Annotated in this window: 28 protein-coding genes and 1 other RNA gene; 14 read left to right on the forward strand and 15 right to left on the reverse strand. The window is 41.0% G+C overall.

Going from position 1 to position 26,077, the window contains the following annotated elements:
- Nucleotides 1-178: 178 nt before the first annotated feature.
- From G399_RS0116335 to G399_RS0116385, 11 genes are all read right to left on the reverse strand, one after another.
- Entirely contained in the window at nt 179-451 is a 273-nt protein-coding gene (locus G399_RS0116335) for an HPr family phosphocarrier protein (RefSeq protein ID WP_006009496.1), read from the reverse strand.
- Nucleotides 448-1,341 carry an RNase adapter RapZ gene (rapZ, locus tag G399_RS0116340; protein ID WP_006009497.1) on the reverse strand — a complete coding sequence of 298 codons (894 nt, stop codon included), beginning with the start codon at nt 1,339-1,341 and terminating at the stop codon, nt 448-450. The genes G399_RS0116335 and rapZ overlap by 4 nt, the downstream gene beginning before the upstream one ends.
- Before the next feature lie 64 nt (nt 1,342-1,405).
- Entirely contained in the window at nt 1,406-1,849 is a 444-nt protein-coding gene (ptsN, locus tag G399_RS0116345) for a PTS IIA-like nitrogen regulatory protein PtsN (RefSeq protein ID WP_006009498.1), read from the reverse strand.
- A 13-nt stretch (nt 1,850-1,862) separates the two neighbouring features.
- Nucleotides 1,863-2,150 (reverse strand): ribosome hibernation promoting factor, encoded by a 288-nt coding sequence (gene hpf / locus G399_RS0116350; RefSeq protein ID WP_006009499.1) that lies wholly within the window; start codon nt 2,148-2,150, stop codon nt 1,863-1,865.
- 23 nt (nt 2,151-2,173) lie between these two features.
- Complete coding sequence (locus G399_RS0116355; protein WP_006009500.1) at nt 2,174-3,652, reverse strand: RNA polymerase factor sigma-54; 1,479 nt, start codon at nt 3,650-3,652, stop codon at nt 2,174-2,176.
- 57 nt (nt 3,653-3,709) lie between these two features.
- Nucleotides 3,710-4,435, reverse strand: a complete 726-nt coding sequence (lptB, locus tag G399_RS0116360; protein ID WP_006009502.1) for an LPS export ABC transporter ATP-binding protein — start codon at nt 4,433-4,435, stop codon at nt 3,710-3,712.
- Entirely contained in the window at nt 4,432-4,989 is a 558-nt protein-coding gene (lptA, locus tag G399_RS0116365) for a lipopolysaccharide transport periplasmic protein LptA (protein WP_006009504.1), read from the reverse strand. Before lptA ends, lptB begins: the two co-directional genes overlap by 4 nt.
- A complete protein-coding gene (lptC, locus tag G399_RS0116370) occupies nt 4,958-5,521 on the reverse strand; it encodes an LPS export ABC transporter periplasmic protein LptC (protein WP_006009505.1) in 564 nt (187 codons plus the stop codon). The genes lptA and lptC overlap by 32 nt, the downstream gene beginning before the upstream one ends.
- Nucleotides 5,518-6,072 (reverse strand): 3-deoxy-manno-octulosonate-8-phosphatase KdsC, encoded by a 555-nt coding sequence (kdsC, locus tag G399_RS0116375; RefSeq protein WP_006009506.1) that lies wholly within the window; start codon nt 6,070-6,072, stop codon nt 5,518-5,520. The genes lptC and kdsC overlap by 4 nt, the downstream gene beginning before the upstream one ends.
- Nucleotides 6,072-7,082: a KpsF/GutQ family sugar-phosphate isomerase gene (locus G399_RS0116380; protein WP_425304085.1), complete on the reverse strand. Its 1,011-nt coding sequence runs from the start codon at nt 7,080-7,082 to the stop codon at nt 6,072-6,074. The genes kdsC and G399_RS0116380 overlap by 1 nt, the downstream gene beginning before the upstream one ends.
- Nucleotides 7,083-7,135: 53 nt before the next feature.
- The gene (locus G399_RS0116385) at nt 7,136-8,092 is read right to left on the reverse strand and encodes a calcium/sodium antiporter (protein WP_006009508.1); all 957 of its coding nucleotides are present in this window, start codon (nt 8,090-8,092) and stop codon (nt 7,136-7,138) included.
- 579 nt (nt 8,093-8,671) lie between these two features.
- On the opposite strand from G399_RS0116385, the gene G399_RS0116390 reads away from it, so the two are divergent.
- From G399_RS0116390 to murA, 7 genes are all read left to right on the forward strand, one after another.
- The gene (locus tag G399_RS0116390) at nt 8,672-9,472 is read left to right on the forward strand and encodes an ATP-binding cassette domain-containing protein (protein WP_006009509.1); all 801 of its coding nucleotides are present in this window, start codon (nt 8,672-8,674) and stop codon (nt 9,470-9,472) included.
- Complete coding sequence (gene mlaE, locus G399_RS0116395) at nt 9,472-10,248, forward strand: lipid asymmetry maintenance ABC transporter permease subunit MlaE (protein ID WP_006009511.1); 777 nt, start codon at nt 9,472-9,474, stop codon at nt 10,246-10,248. Before G399_RS0116390 ends, mlaE begins: the two co-directional genes overlap by 1 nt.
- Before the next feature lie 8 nt (nt 10,249-10,256).
- On the forward strand, nt 10,257-10,745 hold the full coding sequence (mlaD, locus tag G399_RS0116400; protein ID WP_006009512.1) for an outer membrane lipid asymmetry maintenance protein MlaD: 489 nt from the start codon (nt 10,257-10,259) through the stop codon (nt 10,743-10,745).
- 89 nt (nt 10,746-10,834) lie between these two features.
- Nucleotides 10,835-11,446, forward strand: coding sequence for an MlaC/ttg2D family ABC transporter substrate-binding protein (locus G399_RS0116405; protein ID WP_085949240.1), 612 nt, complete (start codon nt 10,835-10,837; stop codon nt 11,444-11,446).
- A gap of 13 nt (nt 11,447-11,459) precedes the next feature.
- Nucleotides 11,460-11,768 (forward strand): STAS domain-containing protein, encoded by a 309-nt coding sequence (locus tag G399_RS0116410; protein WP_006009514.1) that lies wholly within the window; start codon nt 11,460-11,462, stop codon nt 11,766-11,768.
- Between the two features lie 18 nt (nt 11,769-11,786).
- Nucleotides 11,787-12,038: a BolA family protein gene (locus G399_RS0116415; protein ID WP_006009515.1), complete on the forward strand. Its 252-nt coding sequence runs from the start codon at nt 11,787-11,789 to the stop codon at nt 12,036-12,038.
- A gap of 50 nt (nt 12,039-12,088) precedes the next feature.
- Complete coding sequence (gene murA / locus G399_RS0116420) at nt 12,089-13,351, forward strand: UDP-N-acetylglucosamine 1-carboxyvinyltransferase (RefSeq protein WP_006009516.1); 1,263 nt, start codon at nt 12,089-12,091, stop codon at nt 13,349-13,351.
- A gap of 72 nt (nt 13,352-13,423) precedes the next feature.
- On the opposite strand, the gene G399_RS0116425 is transcribed toward murA, so the two are convergent.
- From G399_RS0116425 to G399_RS0116435, 3 genes are all read right to left on the reverse strand, one after another.
- Nucleotides 13,424-14,509, reverse strand: a complete 1,086-nt coding sequence (locus G399_RS0116425; RefSeq protein ID WP_006009518.1) for a trypsin-like peptidase domain-containing protein — start codon at nt 14,507-14,509, stop codon at nt 13,424-13,426.
- Between the two features lie 133 nt (nt 14,510-14,642).
- Entirely contained in the window at nt 14,643-16,013 is a 1,371-nt protein-coding gene (locus tag G399_RS0116430) for a DegQ family serine endoprotease (RefSeq protein ID WP_006009520.1), read from the reverse strand.
- A 70-nt stretch (nt 16,014-16,083) separates the two neighbouring features.
- A complete protein-coding gene (locus tag G399_RS0116435; protein ID WP_226988920.1) occupies nt 16,084-16,593 on the reverse strand; it encodes a Z-ring associated ZapG family protein in 510 nt (169 codons plus the stop codon).
- 207 nt (nt 16,594-16,800) lie between these two features.
- On the opposite strand from G399_RS0116435, the gene zapE reads away from it, so the two are divergent.
- From zapE to G399_RS0116455, 5 genes are all read left to right on the forward strand, one after another.
- Complete coding sequence (gene zapE / locus G399_RS0116440) at nt 16,801-17,898, forward strand: cell division protein ZapE (RefSeq protein ID WP_006009523.1); 1,098 nt, start codon at nt 16,801-16,803, stop codon at nt 17,896-17,898.
- A 182-nt stretch (nt 17,899-18,080) separates the two neighbouring features.
- Nucleotides 18,081-18,797 carry a YebC/PmpR family DNA-binding transcriptional regulator gene (locus tag G399_RS0116445; protein ID WP_006009524.1) on the forward strand — a complete coding sequence of 239 codons (717 nt, stop codon included), beginning with the start codon at nt 18,081-18,083 and terminating at the stop codon, nt 18,795-18,797.
- A gap of 14 nt (nt 18,798-18,811) precedes the next feature.
- Nucleotides 18,812-19,172, forward strand: an RNA gene (gene rnpB, locus G399_RS21385) — RNase P RNA component class A.
- 310 nt (nt 19,173-19,482) lie between these two features.
- On the forward strand, nt 19,483-19,683 hold the full coding sequence (locus tag G399_RS0116450) for a hypothetical protein (protein WP_026843817.1): 201 nt from the start codon (nt 19,483-19,485) through the stop codon (nt 19,681-19,683).
- 460 nt (nt 19,684-20,143) lie between these two features.
- On the forward strand, nt 20,144-22,861 hold the full coding sequence (locus tag G399_RS0116455) for a TonB-dependent receptor plug domain-containing protein (protein WP_006009526.1): 2,718 nt from the start codon (nt 20,144-20,146) through the stop codon (nt 22,859-22,861).
- 432 nt (nt 22,862-23,293) lie between these two features.
- Here the strand turns inward: G399_RS0116455 and G399_RS0116465 are convergent, their stop codons facing one another.
- Nucleotides 23,294-23,878, reverse strand: a complete 585-nt coding sequence (locus tag G399_RS0116465) for a CIA30 family protein (protein ID WP_006009528.1) — start codon at nt 23,876-23,878, stop codon at nt 23,294-23,296.
- A gap of 271 nt (nt 23,879-24,149) precedes the next feature.
- Here G399_RS0116465 and G399_RS0116470 point away from each other — a divergent pair, with 271 nt between their 5' ends.
- Together G399_RS0116470 and moeA are read left to right on the forward strand one after the other, a co-directional pair.
- A complete protein-coding gene (locus G399_RS0116470) occupies nt 24,150-24,590 on the forward strand; it encodes a MaoC family dehydratase (RefSeq protein ID WP_006009530.1) in 441 nt (146 codons plus the stop codon).
- Between the two features lie 36 nt (nt 24,591-24,626).
- Nucleotides 24,627-25,862 (forward strand): molybdopterin molybdotransferase MoeA, encoded by a 1,236-nt coding sequence (moeA, locus tag G399_RS0116475; RefSeq protein WP_006009531.1) that lies wholly within the window; start codon nt 24,627-24,629, stop codon nt 25,860-25,862.
- Nucleotides 25,863-26,077 lie beyond the last annotated feature (215 nt).

Genomic DNA, 26,077 nt, shown 5'->3' on the forward strand with positions numbered 1-26,077 from the left:
ACTTGAATTGAAAACCGAAATGAAGATAAAGCGGCAGCGACTTGTGAGCTTTTTGTTAGTTATGCTTAATAGTATAACATCAACGTTGCAAATATTAGCTAATTTAGGCGCACTGTTAGTATAGATAAACCAACAGAAAAGCTAAATAGAGCGCACTAGAGCTTAATACTCGCGGTAATTATTCGTCTTCGTTAAACTTATTTACGATCAAGTTTTCAATAGCTTGCATTGCATTCTCTGCATCACTGCCGTCGCAACGCAAAAGAACTTGTTTGCCCTGACTGCTCTCAAGCATCATCAGCGCTAAGACACTGTTAGCAAATGCTTCTTTATCACCTTGATGCATCGTTATAGTGGCTTCAAATTGATTGGCTAAAGTCGCTAACTGAGTCGCTGCACGTGCATGCAAGCCTAACTTGTTAACAATAGTGAGTTGTTTTTCTATTATCATATTTTGGGTCTTTCTTGAGTATTAAGCACATTGTCTTCGTGCTTAACTAACTTCAATTCTCGATGCCTAATTTGCACATCGCCATGGCTTGCACGAAAGCTATTTGCAAGCGCCTCAGAGACAAATACAGAACGGTGTTGTCCGCCTGTGCAGCCAATCGCTACGGTGACATAGCTGCGGTTATTCCTTTCTAAATGTGGCAACCAAGTAGACAGCAAATTTTGGATTTGCCAAATAAACTTGGTGACGAGCGGTTGTGCTCCTAAAAATAATTGTACGGGTCCATCGAGTCCATTCAGTGGCTTTAAGTCAGGTTCCCAATGTGGATTAGGTAAGAAACGAGCATCAAACACATAATCTGCATCTCTTGGAATACCGTATTTAAAACCAAATGACTCAAAAACCATTACTAGGTTGGTACTTTTTTTACCTAATACTCGCTCTCTGATCAGTTCAGACAGCTCATGCAGTGACAGATTATCAGTATTGATATGTAAATCTGCTTTTTCTGATACCGGAACCAGTATTTCTCGTTCAGCCTCAATTGATTCGGCAAGAGACTTGTTTAGCTTGAATAGAGGATGAAGGCGTCTTGTTTCGCTATAGCGTTTTATCAAGACATCGTCGCTGGCATCCAAATAAAGAATGGTAACGTCCCATATGCTGGGCAAGAAATCGACTATTTCACTGAGTTCATTTGCCATTTTAGGCATGTTTCTGACGTCAATACTAACCGCCACTTTTTCGCTTTCATCAGCAAGGGCATGAGTCAGTGTAGGCAGTAAATTTACGGGTATGTTATCAACGCAATAATAACCTAGGTCTTCTAGGGCTCTTAATGCAATTGATTTGCCCGAGCCAGAGCGACCACTGATAATCAAGAGTTTCACGTATACATGTCCTTTCGGGGTTGATAACAGTTGTCAAGCGCCAGACAAGGCAGTTGCAGTTTGCTTATGCTAGCGCTAAAATAATTTGGTCTTTGTTTGCTGCATTCCTAATTGCCTTCACAATATTTTTATCACTGAGTTTTTTCGCGATAGAAGAAAGTGTTTGAAGGTGTTCTTGAGTTTGTTCATGGGGCACTAATAATGCAAAAAAGATATCGACAGGCTTGTCATCTATTGCATCAAATTGGATAGGTTCCTCGCTCGTTACAATAATAGCAACTATATCTTCGATACCTTTAATTCTGCCATGTGGAATGGCAATTCCATTACCGATGCCGGTACTGCCCATTTTTTCGCGAGCTAGCATGCTTGAAAGGACATCATTTAAATCTAGTTGCGGATTTCCCTTCACTGCAATTTCGCTAATGACTTCAAAAATTCTTTTTTTGCTATGGCAGTCAACCGCACATTCAGTGCGGTCGAGTGAAATAATATCAGATATAATCATAATACTCAGGCGACTAATGTCGTTTCGATTTTTCCTTATGCTTAATGACTTGGCGATCTAACTTATCGATCAATCCATCAATAGCGGCGTACATATCAGTATGTTCGGAATTAGCGTGAACAACCTCACCCTTCAGGTGCAGTGTTGCTTCTGCTTTTTGATTTATTTTTTCTATATTTAACACCACATGTACATTACTAATATGCTCAAAGTGCCTTTCTAATTTTTCAAATTTAGTGTCGACGTATGCTCTTAGTGAATCGGTAATATCAATGTGATGACCAGTTAGATTTATTTGCATAATTTTACGTCCTTTTGTGTAGTCTACAGTAGACTTTTTCTTTGGTTCGACGGGGGAATCGAGAGTGATTCTCGATATTTCGCAATTGTTCGTCGAGCAACTTGAATGCCTTGTTCGGCTAATAACTGCGCAATCTTGCTATCACTAAGTGGTTTACTAACAACCTCGGCTGCAACAAGTTTCTTAATAAATGCTCTAATTGCAGTAGAGGAACATTCACCGCCAGATTCGGTTGAAACATGGCTAGAGAAAAAGTACTTCAGCTCAAAAATGCCTCTAGGTGTATGCATATACTTCTGAGTGGTCACTCGTGAAATAGTTGATTCATGCATGTCTACCATTTCAGCAACGTCGTTTAAAACCATGGGTTTCATCATTTCAGGCCCATGCTCAAAAAAGCCCATTTGTTGCTGAACGATACAATGAGACACTTTTAAAAGCGTTTCGTTTCGACTTTGTAAGCTTTTTATAAACCACTTAGCTTCTTGTAAATGAGACTTAATATATTGTGAATCGTTCGTATTTTTTGTGCTTTTACTGAGTGCTTCATACTCTTTATTAACTATCAACGGTGGCAGTGAGTCGCCGTTTAGTTCAACAGTCCAGCGACCATTCTTTTTTGCGACCGTAACATCAGGAATAATATATTCCGCATCTTTTACCGCAATTGCACTGCCGGGACGTGCGTTAAGCGTTTGTAATAGACGCATCGCTTCACGTAATTGGTCCTCTTTGAGCCGTGTTTTACGCATTAACGTTCGGTAATCTTTGCTACTTAACAAATCGCTGTACTCAGATAGCAAAAGACGAGCTTCGGCTAGCCAAGGTGTCGCAGGGTCAAATTGTGCCAGCTGGATCATTAGGCATTCTTGTGGATTGCGAGAGCCGGAACCAATGGGGTCAAACATTTGAATTCGTTTAACGACACATTCAACTTCGTCTAATTCGATTTCTTCATTTTGTAGACTATCTAAAATTTCTTCACAGCTAACTGTCAGATAACCTGACTCGTTAATTGAATCAATAATAGCAATGGCAATAGAACGATCAATATCTGAAAAAGGAGTTAGTTCCATCTGCCATATCAGATGGTCTTGGATATTTTCGGTAGTTTCACCTTGAAATATATACTCGTCCTCCGCAGCACCATTTGATATGTTAGCCGGTGCAGATGAAGCACTCAAATACTCTTCCCACGAACTGTCGAGGGGTAAGTCATCTGGAATTTGATTGTTTTCCAGTGCGTCGTGGCTATCAACGTTGTCTGAGTTTTCAGCACTCAGCGACTTTTTGTCAGTATAGTCTTGAGGTTCTGATTCGTGGTCCGGGTTGCTGGTGTTATGCTCAGTTTCGTCAATTTCTAATAGCGGATTAGAATCCAACGCTTCTTGAATTTCTAGTTGAAGGTCCAGAGTAGACAGCTGTAATAACTTAATCGCCTGCTGCAGCTGAGGCGTCATTGTTAGTTGTTGACTAAATTTTAACTGCAATGAGGGTTTCATTGATGTCCTACACTGATTTCTAGCTGCGCAAAAAGCCTGTTACTAAACATGATACACCTATAATACAAATTGGTCGCCGAGATATACATCTCTTACTTTTTGGTTACTTAGTACCTCATCAGCCGTTCCTGATGCAATCAGTTCACCGTGACTCACAATATATGCTTTTTCACAGACGTCTAGTGTTTCTCTAACATTATGATCTGTGATCAACACACCAATATTGCGTTCTTTCAACTGCTTAATTATCTTCTTTATATCATTAACAGAAATTGGGTCAACACCGGCGAAAGGTTCATCGAGCAAAATAAACTTTGGATTTGCCGCTAAAGCGCGCGCAATTTCAACGCGGCGGCGCTCTCCACCGGACAAACTCATTCCTAAATTATTTCTTATATGATTAACATTAAACTCATTCATAAGATCATCAGCTTCTTGTTCTTGCTGATCTTTTGTCAATTCTTTGCGGGTCTGTAAAATAGCTATTAAGTTTTCGTACACGGTTAGTTTACGAAAAATAGATGCTTCTTGCGGTAAATAACCAATACCGTGGCGTGCCCGTTCATGCATAGGTTGAATTGACATGTCCAGTTGGTCAATGAAAATTTCACCTTTATCAAGTGGTACCAAACCGACAATCATATAGAAAGTGGTTGTTTTACCTGCTCCATTAGGACCTAACAACCCCACAATTTGACCTGTCGATACTTCTAAGCTTACATCCCTGACAACTTGTCTGGCTTTGTATGACTTAGCCAGATGTTTGGCAACTAGCGTACTCACTTTTTGGTTTCCTTTTGTTTTTCAATCGCTTCTTTTGTTTTTTTCAAGGCCGTGCCATCAAATACCGTAACCACTTGTTGTCGACTATCTGTGTCTTTTTGCGCTTGCCACTGTTCCTTTAAAATATCATAAATAATCGAGTCAGTTTTGATACTAAATGCATTTTGATATAGCTCTGCGTTGCCTTTCAACGAAATGGTTTTAGTGGCTTTTTCGTATCGGATATTATTCGCTTTGGCAACAACCATAGTGCCGTCGGCAAGTTGTTGGGTATAGCTTGCTGGATTGCCTGTGGCTTCAAATATTTCTTTATCTTTACCAAGCGCAGCTGATACTTTTAATCTGTCCGCTTTGATTTCCAAAGTACCCTGAGTAATCTTTACATTGCCCTCGTGCACAGCGACTTTTTCTTTGCCATCGCCAAAACTCTTATCTGATGACAGCATAGTTGGTTTGTCAAAATCTGCTTTCTTGACAACTTCTTGCGCGTTTAACGAGTTCGCCCCTGCTACAAAAAGCAGACTAGCGAGCAGGTAAGTATTTAGTTTGAACATGGTTTTTTAACTCATATTTTTGGGTTTCTAAATTTGCTTCGAATCCAATGCCGTTAATGATAACGTTTGCACCAGAAATAATTAAGGGTTGATCGGAAGCAATTTTCTTGGTCAACAGATCGATTTCAATGAAATCAGTCGATATTGTTTGAATATAGTCTTCGGCTTGTAAGTTACGAATTTGTACATTATTAACTAATTCAATTGTATTATTATCGTAAAAAGTACCTTCATCGGCACTGAGTTGCCAGCGTGAGCCATCTCCTTGCAGGTAAATTGTGTACTCGGGTTGCGTAAAATTAACAAACCCGAGTATATCAAAATGTTCCATTTTTTCTGCACTGACCCGATAGGCCAAATTACCATTTTTGTCAAAAAATTTACTACGAAGGTTTTTGGCCTCGTAATTGGGTAGTAAGGCAGCGTCTTTATCACTAACGATAATTTTTTTATCGTCAGCTAGCCACGTAGGTAGATATAATCCGAATGCGGCACTGAATATTAAGACAATACTGATAACGAGTCTATTCATATACTTGCTCCATGAATATCAAAAAGATTACCCTTCGCCTGCAGAATAATATCACAGACCTCACGCACAGCGCCGCGCCCGCCTGGCAATGTTGTGCAAAATATTGCTTTTTGTTTAACCAAAGGATGAGCATCAGCAACAGCAATACCAATCGCGCTTGCGCTAAACATGCCTAAATCAGGCATGTCGTCACCAATACTTGCAATTGTCGCACTGGTATAACCAAACTCAGTAATCAATTCATTTATAGCGACTAGTTTGTCTTCTCTATTTTGCATAATATGGTTAACGTTCAGCGCCGTCATTCGTTGCTGGACAATACTTGATTCACGTCCAGTAATAACGGCTACTTTAACGCCAATGCTAGCTAATGATTTGATACCGTAGCCGTCTTTGGTATTAAATGATTTAAGTTCTTCGCCTTGATTACCCATTAATATAGTGCCATCAGAAAAAACACCATCAACATCGCATACAAGCAACTCAATTGTCTTAAAACACTCGAATAAATCTGCATCAATTGGGCCGTATAAGGTTTCGATTTTTGACATTAAACGACACCCGCTTTAAGTAATGTATGCATTTTAATTGCGCCAACTGGTTTTTTTGCATCATTGACGATAAACATCGCACTAATTTTGTGTCTTTGCATTAGATTTAGTGCATCTACCGCCAGTTTACCTTGGATCATGGTAATACTATTTGGGGTCATGACCTGTTCAACTGTCGATTTGTGAATATCGATGCGTCTGTCCAACGCTCTGCGCAAGTCGCCGTCAGTAAAAACGCCGAGTAAATTGTTATCACTATCAATCACCCCGGTCATACCCAAACCTTTGTCAGATATTTCTAACAAAGCTTGCATCACAGTTGCTGAATGACTGACGAGAGGGAGTTCCTGTTCAACAGCCATTATTTCGTCAACGGTGAGCAGTAACTTTCTACCCAATGAACCACCGGGGTGAGACAATGCAAAATCGTTGGCGGTAAACCCCTTCGCTTCAAGTAATGCAACTGCCAATGCATCGCCTAATACCAGCGTTGCAGTGGTGCTTGTGGTTGGCGCAAGACCCAGTGAACAGGCTTCTTTTTCGACATTTATATCCAAAGCAACATCGGAGAACTTGGCTAATGTGCTCTTTGGGTTGTTAGTAATCGCAATAACGGGTACTCCCAGTCGTTTAACAACGGGCAAAAGGCCGATTAACTCATGTGTCTCGCCTGAGTTTGATATGCCAATGAGCACGTCACCTTTGGCTAACATCCCCAAGTCACCGTGGTTGGCTTCACCGGGATGCATAAAAAAAGCGGGCGTGCCTGTACTCGCAAGAGTTGACGCAATTTTGTTACCAATGTGACCAGATTTTCCCATCCCGCATACGACTACCTTGCCCTTGCAGTTAAGCATTAATTCGCAGGCTTGGTTAAAACTATCATTCAGACTGATTTGCAGCTGTTGTAAAGCTTCAATTTCATTTTGAAAGACGGTTTGTGCGGTTTCTAAAAAATTAATCCGTTTGCTCATGCTATGACAACAACCTTGTGTTTTATTCATACTCATAGTCAGCATAGACTACCTTACATGAATTTTGCCTGAATCGTATATGTGGAATTTCACTTAAATAACCAATATTGATAGAAAAGAAACGCCATCACTAAAATACCACCTTCATACCGATTAATTCGCCGAGTGCCGCGCAAATTAAAACAGAACAGGAATAGCAATATGGTTACCCCTAACATGGCGTAGGAGTCACGAGCTGACACGTTCATGTCTAATACGCTTGGAATAATCAAGCCTGGCATGGCGAGTACAGCTAAAATATTGAAAATATTCGAACCAATGATATTTCCTATTACCAAATCATCTTCACCCTTGCGAACACCTGCAATGCTTGCCGCAAGCTCTGGTAAGCTTGTTCCTAATGCGATAATTGTTAAACCGATGACGAGGTCACTGACACCAAAGAAACGTGCCATGTAAACCGCACTTTCTACTAAGAAGTGAGCGCTTAATGGAAGCATAACTAAGCCGACTACCACCCACATTACTGCCTTTATTGTCGGTATATTACTGGGGATTTCATCGGTAGTTTCAGTATTTAGGGGATCGTTCTTTTCTACTTTGAGTGATAACCACGCCATAATTGCGAGCACCAACACGAATAAAGTGATTAATATGACACCTTCAGTTTGGCTAAGATAATTGTCTGAAAGAAAGTAAACACCAATAAGCGTTACTAACAGTAGAACAGGTAATTCGCGTTTCAAAGTAGTAGATGAAACCAATAGGGGCTTGATAAGGGTTGTTATACCGAGGACAAGCGCAATATTCGTAATATTTGACCCTATTGCATTGCCTACTGCTGTGTTTGGATTGCCATTTAAGGATGCCGTTGCGGAAACAACAATTTCAGGAGCACTTGAACCCATAGCGACTATAGTTAGCCCTATCATCATAGGGGACACTCCATAGTTTTTCGCGAGTGCTGAAGCACCATAAACAAATTTGTCCGCGCTCCAACTCAGCACGACTAAACCTATTAAAAATATAATGATTTGTGTAATCACGTAGTTTTAAATCTCTTCTAAATGGTTTTCTATTGTCGCAAAAAGCCCACCGGTTTGACACTAAAAAAGCGAGAAATATCATTCAAATATACTTTTTTAATGCTTTCGCACAGTAGTCAATTCCTATTTTATATTTTTTGTTACAGATTTATGCCTTTTTAGCCCTTCAATAGTGCAAATCAGTAACACTATAGGTTATTTAATACGTTATAATCCGCGATACGGTACGCTTGTTTTATATAGATTTGTATAAAAGTACAAAAAATAGAATAAAAACAAAAAAAATCCGGTCTTGTTCAGCTTGCAGTCATTAAATATTGGTAATGTAATGAACTTTTAGAGGAACATGTCCGTCTTTAGGAAGAGAAAATTAACTTATCGTTAAGTAAACGCGATGATTAAAATATTGATTAACGCAGCATTGTTGTAAACCAAAACCGGGAATGCAAATCTGGTAATTTAAAGCTGGTAATACAAAATAACGCGCTAAACCAAGTTAAAAAAATAGGTATTAATAGAATTTAGTATGAATACGTTATTAAAAGTGAAAATCATTCAAATAGGGATCAAAAAAATCGAATGTCAGAGATTTTAGTTGATATTAACAAAATGCACTTCCAACGAGGCGGTCGGGTCATCTATGACAGCATATCGATGCAAGTCAAAAAGGGCGGCATTACTGCGGTCATGGGACCGAGCGGCATCGGCAAAACGACGCTGCTAAAATTGATTGGCGGTCAACTCTACCCGGACAGTGGTGAAGTGTTATTTCAAGGCGAAAATATTCATACAATGAGTCGCAAGCGTTTGTATGATGTTCGCCGCAAAATGAGTATGCTTTTTCAAAGCGGGGCGCTGTTTACAAATATCTCAGTATTTGACAATGTTGCTTTTCCGTTAAGAGAACACACAAACCTGTCCGAGGAAGTGGTTCAAACAATCGTGTTATTGAAACTAGAAGCGGTTGGTCTGCGTGGTGCTGCTTATTTAATGCCAAACGAGTTGTCGGGTGGCATGGCAAGAAGGGCTGCGTTAGCAAGAGCAATTGCGCTGGACCCTGACATGATTATGTATGACGAGCCTTTCGCTGGGCAAGATCCGATATCAATGGGCGTACTGCTTAAGTTAATTAAACAGCTTAACTCAGCCTTAGGTTTGACAAGTATCGTTGTTACTCATGATGTAAAAGAAGTACTTACTATCGCAGACTACGCCTATATCCTTGCGGATAAGCGGATCATTGGCGCGGGTACACCGGAAGAAATTAGAAACTCTTCATCTGAGTTAGTGCAGCAATTTTTGCAAGGTAACGCCGATGGCCCTGTGCCATTTCACTTTCCTGCATCGTCTATTCAAGACGCCTTTATGGGGGGTAAATAGTGAATTGGTTGATTAATTTGGGCGCTAACACGCTATCTAGGCTAAGTGCCATTGGTAATGCATCTTTGATGTTATGGGGAGGTTTGTTTGCTGTTCCAAGGTTAAAGAATATTCCGCTCATTATTCAGCAAATTTATATTGTAGGTGTGCAGAGTTTGCTCATTATCATTGTGTCAGGTTTGTTTATTGGCATGGTCATGGCATTGCAAGGATACACTATTCTGGTCAATTACGGGGCGGAGGGAAGCCTAGGTCCCATGGTTGCTTTGTCTCTACTAAGAGAATTAGGGCCTGTTGTCACCGCATTACTGTTCGCCGGTCGAGCTGGGTCAGCATTGACAGCAGAAATTGGTTTGATGAAAGCGACTGAGCAGTTAAGTAGTCTTGAAATGATGGCTGTTGACCCATTGCGACGCATCATAGCGCCACGATTTTGGGCTGGTGTAATATCAATGCCTCTGTTGGCTTTGATATTTAGTGCAGTCGGCATTTTAGGTGGTCATTTGGTTGGTGTTGACTGGTTAGGAGTTGATTCAGGTAGCTATTGGTCGATCATGCAGTCAACGGTAGAATGGGACAAAGATGTCGTTAATGGTGTTATTAAAAGTATTGTATTTGCTTTAGTTGTGGTTTGGATTGCACTTTACAAAGGATACGATGCGATACCAACATCAGAAGGTATTAGTAAGGCAACGACGGAAACTGTTGTGTTCTCTTCGTTGGCGATTTTAGGTATAGATTTCGTGCTTACAGCACTGATGTTTGGAATTAATTAGGAAATAAAATGACTAGCAAAAAAACAGAATTAATGGTCGGTATATTTGTTGCTTTAGCAATAGCAGCAACCTTATTACTGGCTTTGCAAGTTGCTAATCAAGGTATGAGCGGCAGTGGTGAGATTTACAAAGTTAGCGCTAAGTTTGACAATATTGGTGGATTAAAAGCAAGATCATCCGTAAAAGTAGGGGGGGTCATTGTTGGTAGAGTATCACGTATATATTTGGATGAGAGAGAGCTTATCCCTGTTGTTGAAATGGAAATATCGTCAAATTATGCTAGAACATTTCCGGAGACCAGTTCTGTATCAATACTCACAGCTGGTTTGCTAGGTGAACAATATATTGGTTTAACACCAGGGTTTGTATTTCCGGGTGAAGACCCCATTTATATTGGTGATCAGGAAGGTGAAACAAAATTTATTGTTGATACAAAGTCAGCATTAGTGTTAGAAGACCTAATTGGTCAATTTTTGTTTGGTAAAGATTCAAAATGATAATTAAGACAGCAACGGCAGAAAAGGAGAATAGTGTGAATAAGCATTTTGATAGCCTAAATAAATGGTTTCTATCAATTTTAACAGCCATGATTTTTATGGTGCCTGCGACAATGATAAATGCATCAGAACAAAGCGATCCGTACGTCATGATTAATGAAGTTGCTTCATTAACCTTTGACCGTATGAAGCGTGAGAAAGAACAAATAAATCAGAATCCTGAGCTGTTACGCACGGTTATGGAAGAAGAATTATTACCGTATATCGATTACCGCTTTTCAGCATTCAAAGTGTTAGGCAAATATGCGAGTAAAGTACCCAGAGAAAAATTACTTGAATTTGTGTCGGTTTTTAGAGAATACTTAATTACCAGCTATGCTGTTGCACTGGGTTATTACGACGACCAACTTGTTGAATTTGCTCCGGCACTAGAGTTTGATGGGCGTTCAGATGTAACCGTGCGTGCTGTTATTAAAGATGGCGAGCGTCCTGATATTAAAGTCGCATTTAAAGTTCGTAAAGACCGTCAATCTGATCAATGGCAAGTATATGATATGGTTGCCGAGGGCATTAGTTTATTATCTAGCAAACGCACTGAATTTGAATCTATTTTGCGTCAGGATGGCATTGATAAAGTAATTGAATTAATGAGAAAAAACATTGCTGAGCCTATTAAACTTAACGAAAAATTAAATAAATAAGGTTGTACCATAAATGCAAGCTGAACTTGAGCTGCGAGACAAAGTACTAACGTTAGTGGTGAAAGGAGACCTTGATCAACTGACGCTAAAGAAAGACTATTGGGTTTCGATCGATGCCAATGCTAAAAAGCAACTTCAGGATGCAGCCACCTTAATGGTTTGCCTCAATGATGTTGATAGAGCAGATAGTGCGGGTCTGGCTTGGTTAATTAATCTTAAACGTGATTTAAAACAGCACAATGTTAATGTTAGTATTCATGACTCACCTACAAAATTAATTGAGTTGGCAAAACTAAGTAATGCTGACAGCTTTCTAGCCTAGATCAGAATAGAGAAACGAATGACAAATGAAGAAATTGCGAGTTTATTAAAGTCTGAGCTGACTTTAGTGGATGTTAAAGTTAAGAGTGAAGGTTCACACTTTCAGATTATTGCTGTCGATAACCGCTTCGAAGCAATGCCAAGAGTAAAAAAACAGCAGCTAATTTATGGGCCACTATCTGCCAAAATTGCAGATGGCACGATGCACGCTATCACAATCAAGACATTTACTGTTGACCAATGGCAACGAGAGAAACTGTTTCATTCCTAAAACGAATTGAAGCCATAATAATAAAAAAATATATATAAAAGAGAGTACCCGTGGACAAGTTGGTAATCACTAAAAGCCCGCCATTATCTGGCTCAGTTACAATTTCAGGTGCGAAAAATGCCGCACTACCATTACTTATTTCGAGTTTGTTGGCTGATTCAACTTGTTCATTTCAGAATGTGCCTGCACTAAGAGACATCAGCACCACATTGCTGTTGTTGAAAGACTTTGGTGCAAGTATTAATCAAGTCGATAAAAATCATGTCGAAATTGATGCAAGTAGCTTAAATAGCGTCACTGCGTCTTATGACTTAGTGCGCACGATGCGTGCTTCAATCTTAGTTTTAGGACCGCTGCTTGCCAAACATGGTAAAGCAAACGTTTCATTGCCGGGCGGTTGTGCCATTGGTGCCCGTCCGGTTAACTTGCACTTGGCTGGCCTTGAGAAAATGGGCGCCAAGATAGAAGTGGACGAAGGTTATATCCGAGCAGAGGTAGATGGACGCTTGAAAGGGGCTCGTATATTCATGGATATTGTGAGCGTTGGTGCAACCGAGAACTTGATGATGGCGGCTACACTAGCTGACGGCGATACTATCCTCGAAAATGCGGCTAGAGAGCCTGAAATTGTTGATTTAGCCAACTGTTTGAATAGCATGGGTGCAAAAGTCAGTGGTGCCGGTACTGACAGCGTCAAAATTACTGGCGTGAAAAATCTGCAAGGGTGTGACTATAGTGTGCTCCCTGATCGCATCGAAACCGGTACATTTCTGGTCGCTGCAGCAGTATCTGGTGGAAGCGTGCGTTGTGAAAACGCGGAGCCATCCACATTAGACGCTGTCATCAGTAAGCTGGAACAAGCGGGTGCGAAAATTACTATTGGGGAAGACTGGATTGAATTGGATATGCAGGGAAAATTACCCAAAGCGGTCAATTTGAAAACGGCACCACATCCTGGTTTTCCTACAGACATGCAAGCTCAATTCATGACCTTGAATGCGGTTGCTCAAGGTTCAGGTGTTATTACAGAAACAATTTTTGAAAATCGTTTTATGCACGTACCAGAATTACAGCGTATGGGCGCTGAAATAGAACTAGAAGGCAACAGTGCGTTGTCTAAGGGCAATTCGAAACTAAAAGGTGCGCAGGTGATGGCAACTGATCTTAGAGCTTCGGCAAGCTTAGTTATCGCTGGTTTAGTGGCTGAGGGTGATACAATTGTAAATCGAATCTATCACTTAGATAGAGGCTACGAAGCCATTGAACATAAGTTAGGTGGTTTGGGCGCGAACATCAAGCGTGTGAAAGAATAACGATCTAATTACTACACCAACGCAGTATCGCGCCTGTTTAGGTTTAAACTTTAGTTCCTACGTTGATATTATTTAAGAAGATGCTGAAGAGCCAACAATTACGTTTAGTGTAATGAGTTCTTCATTGCGTTCAATCCTTAAGGTAATTTCGGTTCCAGGAACTGTCTGGCTGACCATATTCAAAGCTTGGCCCGTATCATTTTGCTCAATTTCAAAACCATTGATAGAAAGTAAAATATCATTCAATTTTAACCCGGCATCATCAGCCGGACCACCACGAGTAATAGCCGTCACAATCATGCCTTTGCGCTCTATTAGTGCGTTTCCTGTGAACCCCAATTGTCCGCGCACAACAGTGCCCGATACTATGATCTCTTCCATCACTTTTTTCGCTAACTCATACGGAACAGCAAAGTTAATACCATCGACGGTGGTTAATCCGCTGCCAGAGGGTCCTCGTGTTTTAAAGTTTGCATTCGTGATACCAACTAAATATCCATTGCTATCGATCAGTGCTCCACCTGAATTGCCTGGATGTAAAACAGCATCGGTTTGAATAAAGTCAAAATAGTTGGCAAGGTTGTTACGGCTAATTCGGCTCACAATTCCTTGCGTAATAGTTTGACCTAAGTCGAGTGGATTACCGATAGCCATAACCACGTCACCGACTCTAAGACCTGTTTTAGGGACTTGAGGCATTACATGTAAATCGTCAGCGTCGACTTTTAAGACGGCTAAGTCGGTTTCTGCGTCAAAACCGACAATTTGTGCTTCAAGTGTGCGACTGTCTTGTAAGCGAATAAATATAGTATCGGTGTCTTTAATTACGTGGTAACAGGTCATTATGTAACCACCTTCGTTCATGATAACGCCGGAGCCCAAATTAGCGCGCTCTGTCGTTCTGCCCCTGAATATACTATTGGGATTCGGATTATCAATACTTACCCCATAAATATACACAACAGCGGGTGCACTTCTACTCAATGCATCATAATAGCTAAGGCGTTTAGGGGGGCTGTCTTCTTTCTGTAGCCAGTGGACATTGAGACCACTACCTTGACGAAATTCAGGAATAAATATAAGTAGAATAGCTGCAACGGTTAAGCCAAGTATGATTGGTTTCAGAAGAGCGGTAAAAAAACGTTGCAGTAATCGCATATCAAATAAGTTCGGTGCTAGTAGTTAATTGATAAGAATACCAAATTAATCCAGAGTGTTACAGCATCGTGAAATAAACATTCCATGCACCACTCAAAAAGCGGCGCATGGAAGGATAGACCGTGTTGCCCAGTTACTGTCGAATAACGACGTAGATAGTAGATGTACCGCGTTTTACATTCAATGCCATTACATTTCCTTCACTCTCTTCGACTAAGCGACGAAGGTCGGCAACATTAGTGACACGTTGTCTGTTTAATCCAACAATGACGTCATCCGATTTAAGACCAATTCGTGCAGCTGGCGCGCGAGCTTGCACCTCAGTAACGACGACACCATCGTTACCTTCACTGTCTTTTCCATTATCCATCTCACTGCCTTCAAACGCAGGGTGTATATCTTTCGCTGCCGCGACAGGCATCACTGCATCGCCCAGCACAACCTTTATGTCTTGTTTTTTGCCTTCACGTACAATGGTCAACGTTACTTTAGCGCCTGCTCCCATAGTGGCTACTTTAGCGCGTAACTCGTCAAAGCTACTGAGTTCATTGCCATCAAAGCTCATAATGATGTCGCCGGACAGCAATCCGGCTTTAGCCGCAGCTGAATCAGGGATCACTTCTCTAATAAAAGCGCCTTTGTTGCTTGGGGAGCGCATGGCCTCGGCAAGCTTAGCATCCACGTTAATGCCTTGAATACCAAGTAAACCACGCCTTACTTCACCAAACTCAACAATTTGATCAATTAAGCCTTTCATCATATTACTTGGTATAGCGAAACCAATGCCAACGTTGCCACCATTTGGTCCAAATATTGCGGTGTTAATACCAATTAACTCGCCGTTTAAGTTAATCAATGCGCCGCCTGAATTACCCCGATTGATCGCGGCATCAGTTTGTATGAAATTTTCAAACCCACCTATGTTTAAACCAGACCTAGCTAACGCACTTACAATACCAGAAGTAACCGTTTGACCAAGTCCAAATGGATTGCCTATAGCGACCACAAAATCACCAACCCGTGATTTATCAGAATCAGCTAAGGTTATTTGTGACAAATCATCGGCAGTTATTTGTAGTAATGCGACATCGCTTTGCTCATCAGCACCTATTTTCTTCGCTGTGAATTCACGACCGTCAGTCAATTTAACAATGATTTCATCTGCGTTTTCTACAACGTGATTGTTGGTGACCACGTACCCTTTCTCTGCGTCAATTATAACGCCAGAGCCCATGCCGCGGAAAGGTTGCTCATTAACTTGCTCATCAGGCGCGCCAAAAAATCGTTTAAACATTTCTGGAACTTGCTGGCGCGTTACCTGAGTACCTTCTACTGAGATACTAACAACGGCTGGCGACGTTCGCTCAATCATAGAAGCCAATGAAGGCACTTCATCTTTTTTTGTTGAGAAGAAGGGAAGTGCAGCGTTAGCGCTGGACAAGGTTACAAAAATAATAGAGCCTGCAGTTAGACAGATCGCTACTTTACGAAGAAATACTTTCATTAATCTTGATACTCCAAATATATCTATAAACTTGAATACTTATCAAAGACTAGTGAAAAACAACATAAGTTCACTGGCCTTCCGATTTATTCTCTTTTGGTGCCTTAGCTGCAACACCAACAAACACCCCTGAACCACTGTTTGCAAAGTCACGTGGTTGAGTATCTGGTTGTGCTAATGCAAGGTCATTTTTGTTTGCCTTCAAACTATTACGTAAAAATACGCTAGCATGTTCACCAAAAAACGAATCTTTAGAATCAGCCGCAGTCATCGTCGCTTGTGCCAGTGATTCTTCATATTCATTTAAGTGAGTTGCCAACGCAGCTGTTTTATTTTGAATGTCAGTTAACGCTTGTCTTGAAATGTCCAAGTGTTGTCGAGCTTGTATTGCTAATAAAGCCTTAAGTTCCGCTTCTGTGTGGTTAACTTTATTCTCTGAATTTGATCGCATATTTTTAACGGCAATAAAACCTATAATAGCGCCAAGGATTGACCCGATAACGATGCCAGTAATTAATGTGCCTATTTCCATGATGTCTCCAAAGTGAGGATTTATTAGTTCAAATGATCGGCTATTCATCGATTCCATGCAAGCGCTTATTCGTAAAAAATGGTGATAAGCTTATCGGAGCGATTTTCAAGTTAGTCTCAGGGCTGTATACTGCTAAAAAAAACCAATACACCCTCTTTTTACGTAAACAAAAGCAACGTATCCTCCTTATAATAAACTTAATGTAGGCTGCTGAGTTTGTTTTCAACCCATACGAAATAATTTTTTGGAACTTTAATGACCCCTTGGGAAAAATATCAAGATGATTTGTCGCTCATTGATTTTCAATACGATGCGGCACAGGAAAATGCAGTCAAAGAGTTGCAACGTTTATATGACGAACTAACGAACCCCAAACGCAAACCCTCTTGGCGTGTAAAAATTAAGCAAGCCTTCGGTAAAGGAATGTTGAAGCCCAGTATACAGGGTATATATTTTTGGGGCGGCGTTGGGCGCGGTAAAACCTACTTGGTTGATACATTTTATGAATGCTTACCGTTTGAGAATAAAATGCGCGTGCACTTTCATCGTTTTATGCACCGAGTGCACGAAGAATTAACGCTATTAAACGGTAAAGAAGATCCGTTAAAAATTATTGCAAAGAAGCTATCAGTCGAAGCAAAAGTTATATGTTTTGATGAGTTTTTCGTATCCGATATTACCGATGCCATGATCCTAGGCACGCTGATGGAAGAACTATTTGGTCATGGTATTGTATTGGTGGCTACCTCTAATATTATTCCTGATAAGCTTTACCATAACGGACTACAACGCGCTCGATTTTTACCTGCTATCGAATTAATTAATCAAAACACACGGGTAATCAATGTTGATAGTGGTGTGGACTATCGCCTTAGAACGCTTGAAAAAGCCGAAATATATCATTACCCCTTAGATGACGACGCAACTACTAATTTACAAACATACTTCACTCAACTTGCACCAGAGGAAGGTAGTTTTGATGTGAATATTAATGTTGCAGGTAGACACATTCCAGCAATGCGAAATTCGGACGGAGTGGTTATGTTTACGTTTCGTGCTATATGTGACGGACCCAGAAGCCAATCTGATTACATAGAGATAAGCCGATGTTATCACTCTGTTTTGATAGCCAATGTTGAACAGATGAGTGGTAATACAGACGACATTGCTCGGCGTTTTATTGCCATGGTTGATGAGTTCTACGAGCGTAAGGTGAAGTTAATTATGTCGGCGCAAGTGCCCTTGGAGAACTTGTATTCTGAAGGTCGCTTAAATTTTGAATTTCAACGTTGTTTGAGTCGATTGCAAGAAATGCAATCGCGGGAATATTTGGCTTCACAGCATATCGCCTGATTTAACATAAGCCATTTAAACAATAATTTGAGCTGATTATAAAGTAGCAAAGCAATTAATCGAAAGAACGATACAACGCTGACAGAGCAAGCGAAAAACAGTACAATCTTGTGTATTGAATCAAAATGATGCGCCGATGTGGCGATGCGAATATACAAAATCCATAAAAAAGAGAACTAAAAATGGGTAGAAAGTTTGAAGTAAGAAAAGTCTCAATGGCCAAGACCGCGGGTGCAAAAACCAAGGTTTATTCGCGCTATGGCAAAGAAATTTACGTTGTCGCTAAAAGTGGCGGTCCTGATCCTGATGCCAACTTGCAACTTCGTCGACTTATCGAAAAGGCAAAAAAAGACCAAGTGCCAAGCCACGTTATCGAAAAGGCTATTGAAAAAGCCGCTGGTGGTGCTGGTGAAGATTTTGTACCCATGCGCTACGAAGGGTTTGGCCCTGGTGGTTGTATGGTAATCGTAGATTGCCTTTCTGACAACGCCAACAGAACCATTACTGATGTACGTAATTGCTTCACTAAAACCAACTGTAAAATTGGTGCGCAGAATTCGTCAGCGTTTATGTTTGATCATTATGCCGTATTTGGCTTTAAAGGTGACGATGACGAAGTTGTACTAGAACCGTTAATGGAAGCAGACGTTGACGTATCTGACGTTGAAGTTGAAGACGGTATTGTGACTGTTTTTGTTCCGCACACTGAATTTTTTAAATGCAAAACCGCATTGAGTGACGCATTTCCTGATTTGGAAATTGATGTTGAAGAAATTACGTGGGTGCCACAAGACAGCAAAGATATTCGCGAAGAAGATATGCCGATGTACGAAAAGTTCATGGATATGTTGAATGACTGTGACGACGTGCAAAACGTATATCACAACGCCAACGTTTAGTTTATACTCCCGCCCGAGTTGGCCAGACAATCGCCGCTCTATTCATATTTATATGTTTTAGAGGGGAGGAAAGTCCGGGCTCCATAGGGCAGGGTGCCAGATAACGTCTGGGCGGCGCAAGCCGACGACAAGTGCAGCAGAGAGGAGACCGCCAAGTGTTTACACTTGGTAAGGGTGAAAGGGTGCGGTAAGAGCGCACCGCATCGCTGGCAACAGTGGATGGCAAGGTAAACTCCACCCGGAGCAAGACCAAATAGGTTCCCTTATGGCGCGGCCCGCGTTGGGAACGGGTAGGTTGCTTGAGCCAATGAGCGATTGTTGGCCTAGAGGAATGATTGTCCAAGACAGAACCCGGCTTACCGGCTGACTCATTTTTTCTACTAACCGCTTGTATATCAAGCGGTTGGCTAGAAGAAAATTCAAATTGGCACAGCTGTGACAAAATCTGTGACAAAATGCATATTAAATCCCAGTAAAAACATTACACATTGGTGCTGTAATGAAAGCTGTCAAAACACTCAATTACGTATTTATACGCAATCAAAACTACTACTTCAGATTCAACTTTCCCACGTAAATTTTTAAGTGCTGATATCCGAATATCGCTCAACACTCAGAACTTGACGTATGCTCTTCAATGTATTGAAATTTCTGCGCCGTTAACTAACCAGTTAAGGCATTAGCAATGGCTGCGAAGAATTTAAATCGACCTAGTCTGAAACATCGGATCTTATGGATTAAGGAAAGCATAAGAAAACAACCAACACTGCATAATGTCGATCTAGCCCCGAGCGGATCAGAGAAAAGCGTAAGTAATCATATGCACATGATGGATGTATTAAGTGATCTGACTATGAAAGATCTGCCTGATGAGATACTTAAGTAACTACCTAAAGTCATGCTTACCGAAGATTACGACTTAATGCAAAAAAAGGTATCTGCCTTGGTATTACCAGAGCAATACTCTTATCGAATCAATTTGCCTCCAGCGCGATAGTCAAATAGTCTTTATCGCCATTTAATTTAGACGTTAATCCTTGGGTCAACGCTTCATGCTGTCTGCAGGCAACTGCTGTTGACACGAAAGGATAAAGACACTGCAAAAACCATCGACGTCGCAATACAGTTCGACTCTCTCATTCATGTCTGGTCCTTTTTGGATTTGCTCAAATTTGGTCTAAAGATCGGATCTTAGAACAAGCACTTAGTTCAACTTTCTCAAATTGAATTCAACGTAAATAACTAAATTTAAACAGATTAATTGGACATTTACTAACATTGTCAATACAGTTTAATTTGCTAATAACATTTATGAAGGTAAGTTAAATTAAATTAAAAGGAATGTCATGAAAAAAGTAGTACTCGCACTTCTAATAAGTTCGTCTCCAATTATTGTTGGAAATGCACTAGCTCAAACCTCTGTCCCAGAAGCATCGAGCGGCGAAGACTCATCGCAAGAGGTCAAAGCCTTGCCAGAAACTATTATTGTAACCGGCTCTCGTTTACGTCAGGCAGAACTAATTTCCGCCGCACCTGTTACAATTTTAAATCGAACTGATATTGATGCCACTGGTGCTCAAAGTATCGGCGAATTGCTCCGTGAATTACCCGTTGCCAGTCCATCTACTAGCGAATCCGGCGGTCGCGGAAATGATGGTTCGGCTACTGTTGCCTTGCGAGGTCTAAGTGCAGTTAACACTTTGGTTCTGCTCAATGGGCGTCGTATTCTCTCTAGTAATGCAGGTGGTACGGTCGACCTAAACGGCATACCATTTGAGGCTGTTAAGCGTGTTGAAGTCCTTCAAAATGGGGCTTCCGCCATTTATGGTACTGACGCTGTGGCTGGCGTCGTTAACATTATTATGCGCAGAGACTTTGACGGTTTAATGTTTAAAGCCGGTACAGGCGTCAGTAGCCGAGGCGATCTTCCCATGATTGACCTTAGCGCTACGTTTGGACAGTATAATGGTCGAAGCGGCTTCGTCTTCAACGCAAGTTTCAGGAAGAGTGATGGCAACCGAATAGCCGACCGCCCTGTTAGTTTAGACCCTGATTGGCGTAACGTTGGCGGTAGAAACTTTCGAGATTCAGCTCCTCTCAGCACCGCATTCCTAGGACTTGACCCGACTGATCCTAGTCGCGCCTTGATTATCAGAGACGGTGTTTCTCGAGCCGATTCTTTGGATGACTTTCGTGACTACAGCTTTCCAGCTACAGGCACACCTATCTCAGTCGGAAATGATGGCGTAAATTACTTTGAATTTGAATCAAGCGCTTCTGAAATCTCTACATTGAACCTGTGGTTTTCCGCTCATCATCAAATTACAGATGACATTAAAGGGTTCGTTGAAACTTCATTTAATAACCGAAAATCATTAGGATATTTTGCGCCTGATTACTTCATTTTTAGTAATAATGTTATTGTTAGTGAGAACAATGACTTCAATACTTTTGGTGTAGACCTCGCATCGGCACGCACACTTCTTGAAGTTGAACGAAATGGGACGCCGCGCAAGAAAGACGTCGATTCGAGATTATACCGTATAGTTGCAGGACTAGAGGGTGAACTGGGTAGCGACTGGAATTGGGAAGTTTCAGGGAACTATCAAACATTGGATCTCAACAACGATGGCGGGCGCACCCTTGAGCGTTCTCGTCTTCAACGTGCTGCCGGTGATTCAGACATTTGCCGTGCAACAGCAGGATGCCTACCAATTGACCTTTTTGGGGCAACAGGAAGCGTCACGGATGGAATGATCAATTCGATAACAGCTGATCGTTTTACAAGAATTAATTCAAGCTTACTGTCCCTCGTAGGTAATATATCAGGTAGATTGTTAACGTTACCGGCGGGTGATTTGAATGTTTCAGTCGGTTCAGAGTATCGTGAAGAAGACTTCTCTGAAGTCAGAGACAACGCACCGGACAAACGCATACCGTCACCGCCATTTGAACCTACGACACGTAAAGTGAGTGAAATATACGCCGAAGTTGGTATACCGATTTTAAGAGGTGTACCTTTGATATACAGCCTAGATATTGATGCTGCTGTTCGTTATTCAGATTATAATGACTTCGGAACAACGACCAATCCGCAAGCTCAAATCAAATGGCGTCCATATTCTGATTTGCTATTTCGCGGGTCATGGAGCAGCGCATTTCGAGCACCTAACTTTACAGAAGCGAATACAACACAACAGCGCAGTTTTCGCCCTGTTAACGACCCTTGTGCAACCGCGAATTTCGCCAACTTTCCTGGTTGTAACAATCGCATTTCTGAAGTGAACACCAGTACGCCGATAGTGACAGGCGGGAATCCTGACCTTAAACCGGAAACAGCCATAAGTATAACTGCAGGCTTTGTGCTTACGCCTGAGTCTATTCCAAACTTTACGTTTACAACGGATTTTTATCAAATTGAGAAATCTGATATTATTGGGGTTGCTGACCCAGAATATATCGTTGAACAAAATGCCAGTGGGTTAAGCTATGCTGCGGCAGTCCTTCGAAGCCCAGTTAATAACTCAATTACTGATATTATTTCTGTTAGAGAAAACTTACTGACTTTGGAATTAAGAGGTGTTGATGTGGGCTTAGAGTACACAGTTCCTGAACAGTCTTGGGGTAAATTAAACCTACGGACGGACATTACATATCTCGATAGCTATAAGCAATCGCCGGCGCCTGATGTTGCGCCAGAAGAACGCACTGGCACTTATACAACAGCTATCGGTACACTTGCAAAATGGCGTTCATCTGGCCGAGCTACTTGGTCCCTTGAACAATGGATGGTAAGTTACGGATATCGTTATGTAGATGGTGTTGTTAACGAGGCGTCACTTCTAGTCAATGGTGAACATCTGAACGCTGACAGCTATGTTCAACATGACATTTTGGCAAGTTACTACCTGCCTGATTCCGATATGAAGCTGACCGTAGGTATTGAAAATGTCACTGACGAAATGCCTCCATTTTTAGAAGGTAATTATTTCAATGGTTTTGATAATCTGTCCTTCAGTTCCCGCGGTCGTTTCTTCTTTGGCCGCATTCAGGTAAACTTTTAGATAAGCTTATAAAGACTGTTGTGGTTGAATTAGCAGGACGCTTCAATAAAGGATAAATTCCAACTATTGAAGCGTCAAAACGTCTAAACGTACAAATAAAAATTACCTAAATGATGTTAAGCAAAAAGCAGTGTCGCTGATAACTGAGCAAGGTTATACTGTTGTTGGCGCCACTGCTTCATTAAACATTACCGACAAACCATAAACAAATCTCTCTAGCAGAGAAACTGATTCAGAGCGATGAATGCTGCTATTCAATTCTTGCAGTTAAGCTACTTCTTGGCATACTTGCAAAACATACCGGGCTTATCGGCCGACTCACTTATTTTAGATAAACCCAAATTTGCAGTGCGTATATCATTTCTGCTGTCTATACTATCGCGTTCAAAATAGTAGTTAGCTCTATACTCAAGGCGTGTTTACTGCGTGATATTAAATGATCTCTGGGATCTGCCTGATATGCGAAATTTGTAACACAAACCTGCCTGGATTTTTGTCAGCCAACATAAAGCCCATTTGTGCAATGTCTGAAAAATTTAATGCTGGTGCGCCGCGCACAAGCCGTCCTCTAAATTGAGGCGTAAAGTCTTTAATATTGAACTGTATGCTTTGAATCTGGTCTTTTTCGGTAGGAAAGTTAGCTACATAAGCGACGCCGTCTGCATTGTGGTTGGTGCGTAATCTAAATTGATAGCTACGTCCATCACCGAGCATTTTTATTTCGAAGGTCTCACTACTGTTCCAATTTAAGGGTTCATATATTCTGCGAGTTGATGCAAAGCCACCATTGTTTTGCAATGATAAATCGCCGGAGAAAATCAGCATGTCTTTTTCAATGCCTAAACCTGCTCTTGAGCGACCACCCATAACAGTATCGTTAACGATAACCCAATTTTGAGCTTCTTTAGGATTAGTAAAATCTATACGCTTTTCCATAGTGTTGTTTTGAATACCCCATGAGCACAAAGCAATTAAACTAATACCCAGTGTCAAAATTGATTTAGTTATTAAACGCATTTCATTTACCTTGATTTAGCACCAATAAGTTGACATTGATATGCAAATAACGAGTGAAATGATCAATAAAGAAAATATGTTTCGTGAAACAGGTATTTCGTTTTTAGCTGACAATTGTTCAATGTTGTCGTATATGATAGCGTTTAATCCGTTAACTTAGTGCTGTTTGCAAAAAATTCGCTAGCTAGTATTAATACAATAATAGACCAATTCGCCACAATTTCTATAACAGAAAGCGACGCAATCGCTTGATTTAAAGTCAGGACAGCATATGTATTTTGAAGATTATCAACCGGGTCAAACGTCAGAGTTTGGCGCTTATCAGGTAACTGAAACTGAAATAAAAGACTTTGCCAGTAAATATGATCCCCAGTTCTTTCATTTAGACAATGAGGCGGCAAAAAAATCGCTGTTCGGTGGTTTATGTGCCAGTGGATGGCACACTGGAGCGATGTTCATGCGTATGTTAGTTGATAATCTGGGGGAGGAACATGGCTCACTCGGTTCACCTGGTATCGATAATCTCAAGTGGTTAAAACCGGTATATCCTGGATATATTCTCAGTGTCAGAGCATGTGTTAAGCAATGTAGATTGTCAGAGAGTAAACCAGGCGTTGGTTTAATTTGCGTAAGTTATGAGATTGTAAATCAACATGACATCACCGTGATGACAGTAGAGTCAAATGCCTTCGTGAAGTGCAGAAAAAACTAAGCAAATTGTAAATTTATTTAATATAGGACGCTATTAATGTCAGTTTCGTGTGACCAACCAGGTCTAATGTCGATAGAGGTTGCTAAAGCCCAAATTTCACAATTAGTAAATAGTGTAACCCAAACAGAGCAGATTCAACTCGAACGAGCTTTAGGTAGAGTATTAGCAGAAGATATTTACTCTACAATTGATGTGCCCGGTTATGACAATTCTGCAATGGATGGATATGCTTTTAGATTGCAAGACCTAATTGAGTTATCCACATTAACGATGGTTGGAAAAAGCTTTGCCGGCAGTCCATATCTCAAACACCTTAGCAAGGGCGAATGCGTGCGCATCATGACGGGGGCCGCAGTGCCTGATGGCTCTGATACCATAATGATGCAAGAAAACGCAATTGCCAAAGGTGACCAAGTCTCGTTTACTAAGATCCCCAAAAAAGGAAATGACCTTAGATTGGCGGGTGAAAATATTAAGAAAAATAGCTTAGTATCTACTATCGGTAAAAAGTTAACCGCGTCTGATATTGGCCTATTGTCTTCGTTAGGTTGTGATTTGGTCCGAGTTTATAGGAAGCTTAAAGTCGCGGTATTTTCCACCGGCGACGAATTAATGCGAGCTGGCGATGATTACCAAGCACATAAGATATATGACGGTAATCGTCCTGCTATTATTGCACTACTGACAAAAATGCATTGTGAAATAATCGATTTCGGGATAGTGGCGGATGACAAAGATGAATTACGAAAAATTGTTCTACAGGCCGATGCTCAAGCCGATTGCGTGATCACGTCCGGGGGCGTTTCGGTCGGAGAAGCTGACTTTGTTAAAGAGATATTAGCTGAACTTGGACAAATAGATTTTTGGAAAATTGCGATCAAACCTGGGAAACCGCTCGCCTTTGGTCGTTTGCCAAACAGCATATTTTTTGGATTACCTGGCAATCCAGTATCAGCTTTCGTCATATTTAATCAAATAGCAACTGACGCATTGAAACAAATGGCGGGTGAAACAGTCACTTTCGCTCATATATTACCTGCAGTTAGTGTTGGGGAACTCAAAAAGCAGCCTGGCAGGGCAGATTATCAAAGAGGAAAATGTTACATCAATCAATCTGGTCAATTGGCAGTAGAGTCTTCAGGGGCCCAAGGTTCTGGTGTATTTTCAAGCTTCGCAAACAGCAATTGCTATATCGTCCTAGAAACAGACCGAGGCCATGTTCAAGCGGGTGAGACGGTGCAAATTCAACTTTTTGACTTTACTCTACTCTAATGCAAAAAATGCAAAAAATGCAAATAAGGTAAGAAAACTTACCTTATAGTTAACCTGATGAAAACCACACAGCTCTTATTGGTCCTGATGTTGATACTAGTCAACATCACGATTGTACATTCAACTTTACACAAATAAATATTAACTTTACCCGTCTAGTACTCTCCGTTCACGCCGGCACTTCTTTACTAACCTTCGCAATAGACCAATAAGGT

The organism is Brumicola pallidula DSM 14239 = ACAM 615, assembly GCF_000428905.1.
Taxonomy (GTDB): domain Bacteria; phylum Pseudomonadota; class Gammaproteobacteria; order Enterobacterales; family Alteromonadaceae; genus Glaciecola; species Glaciecola pallidula.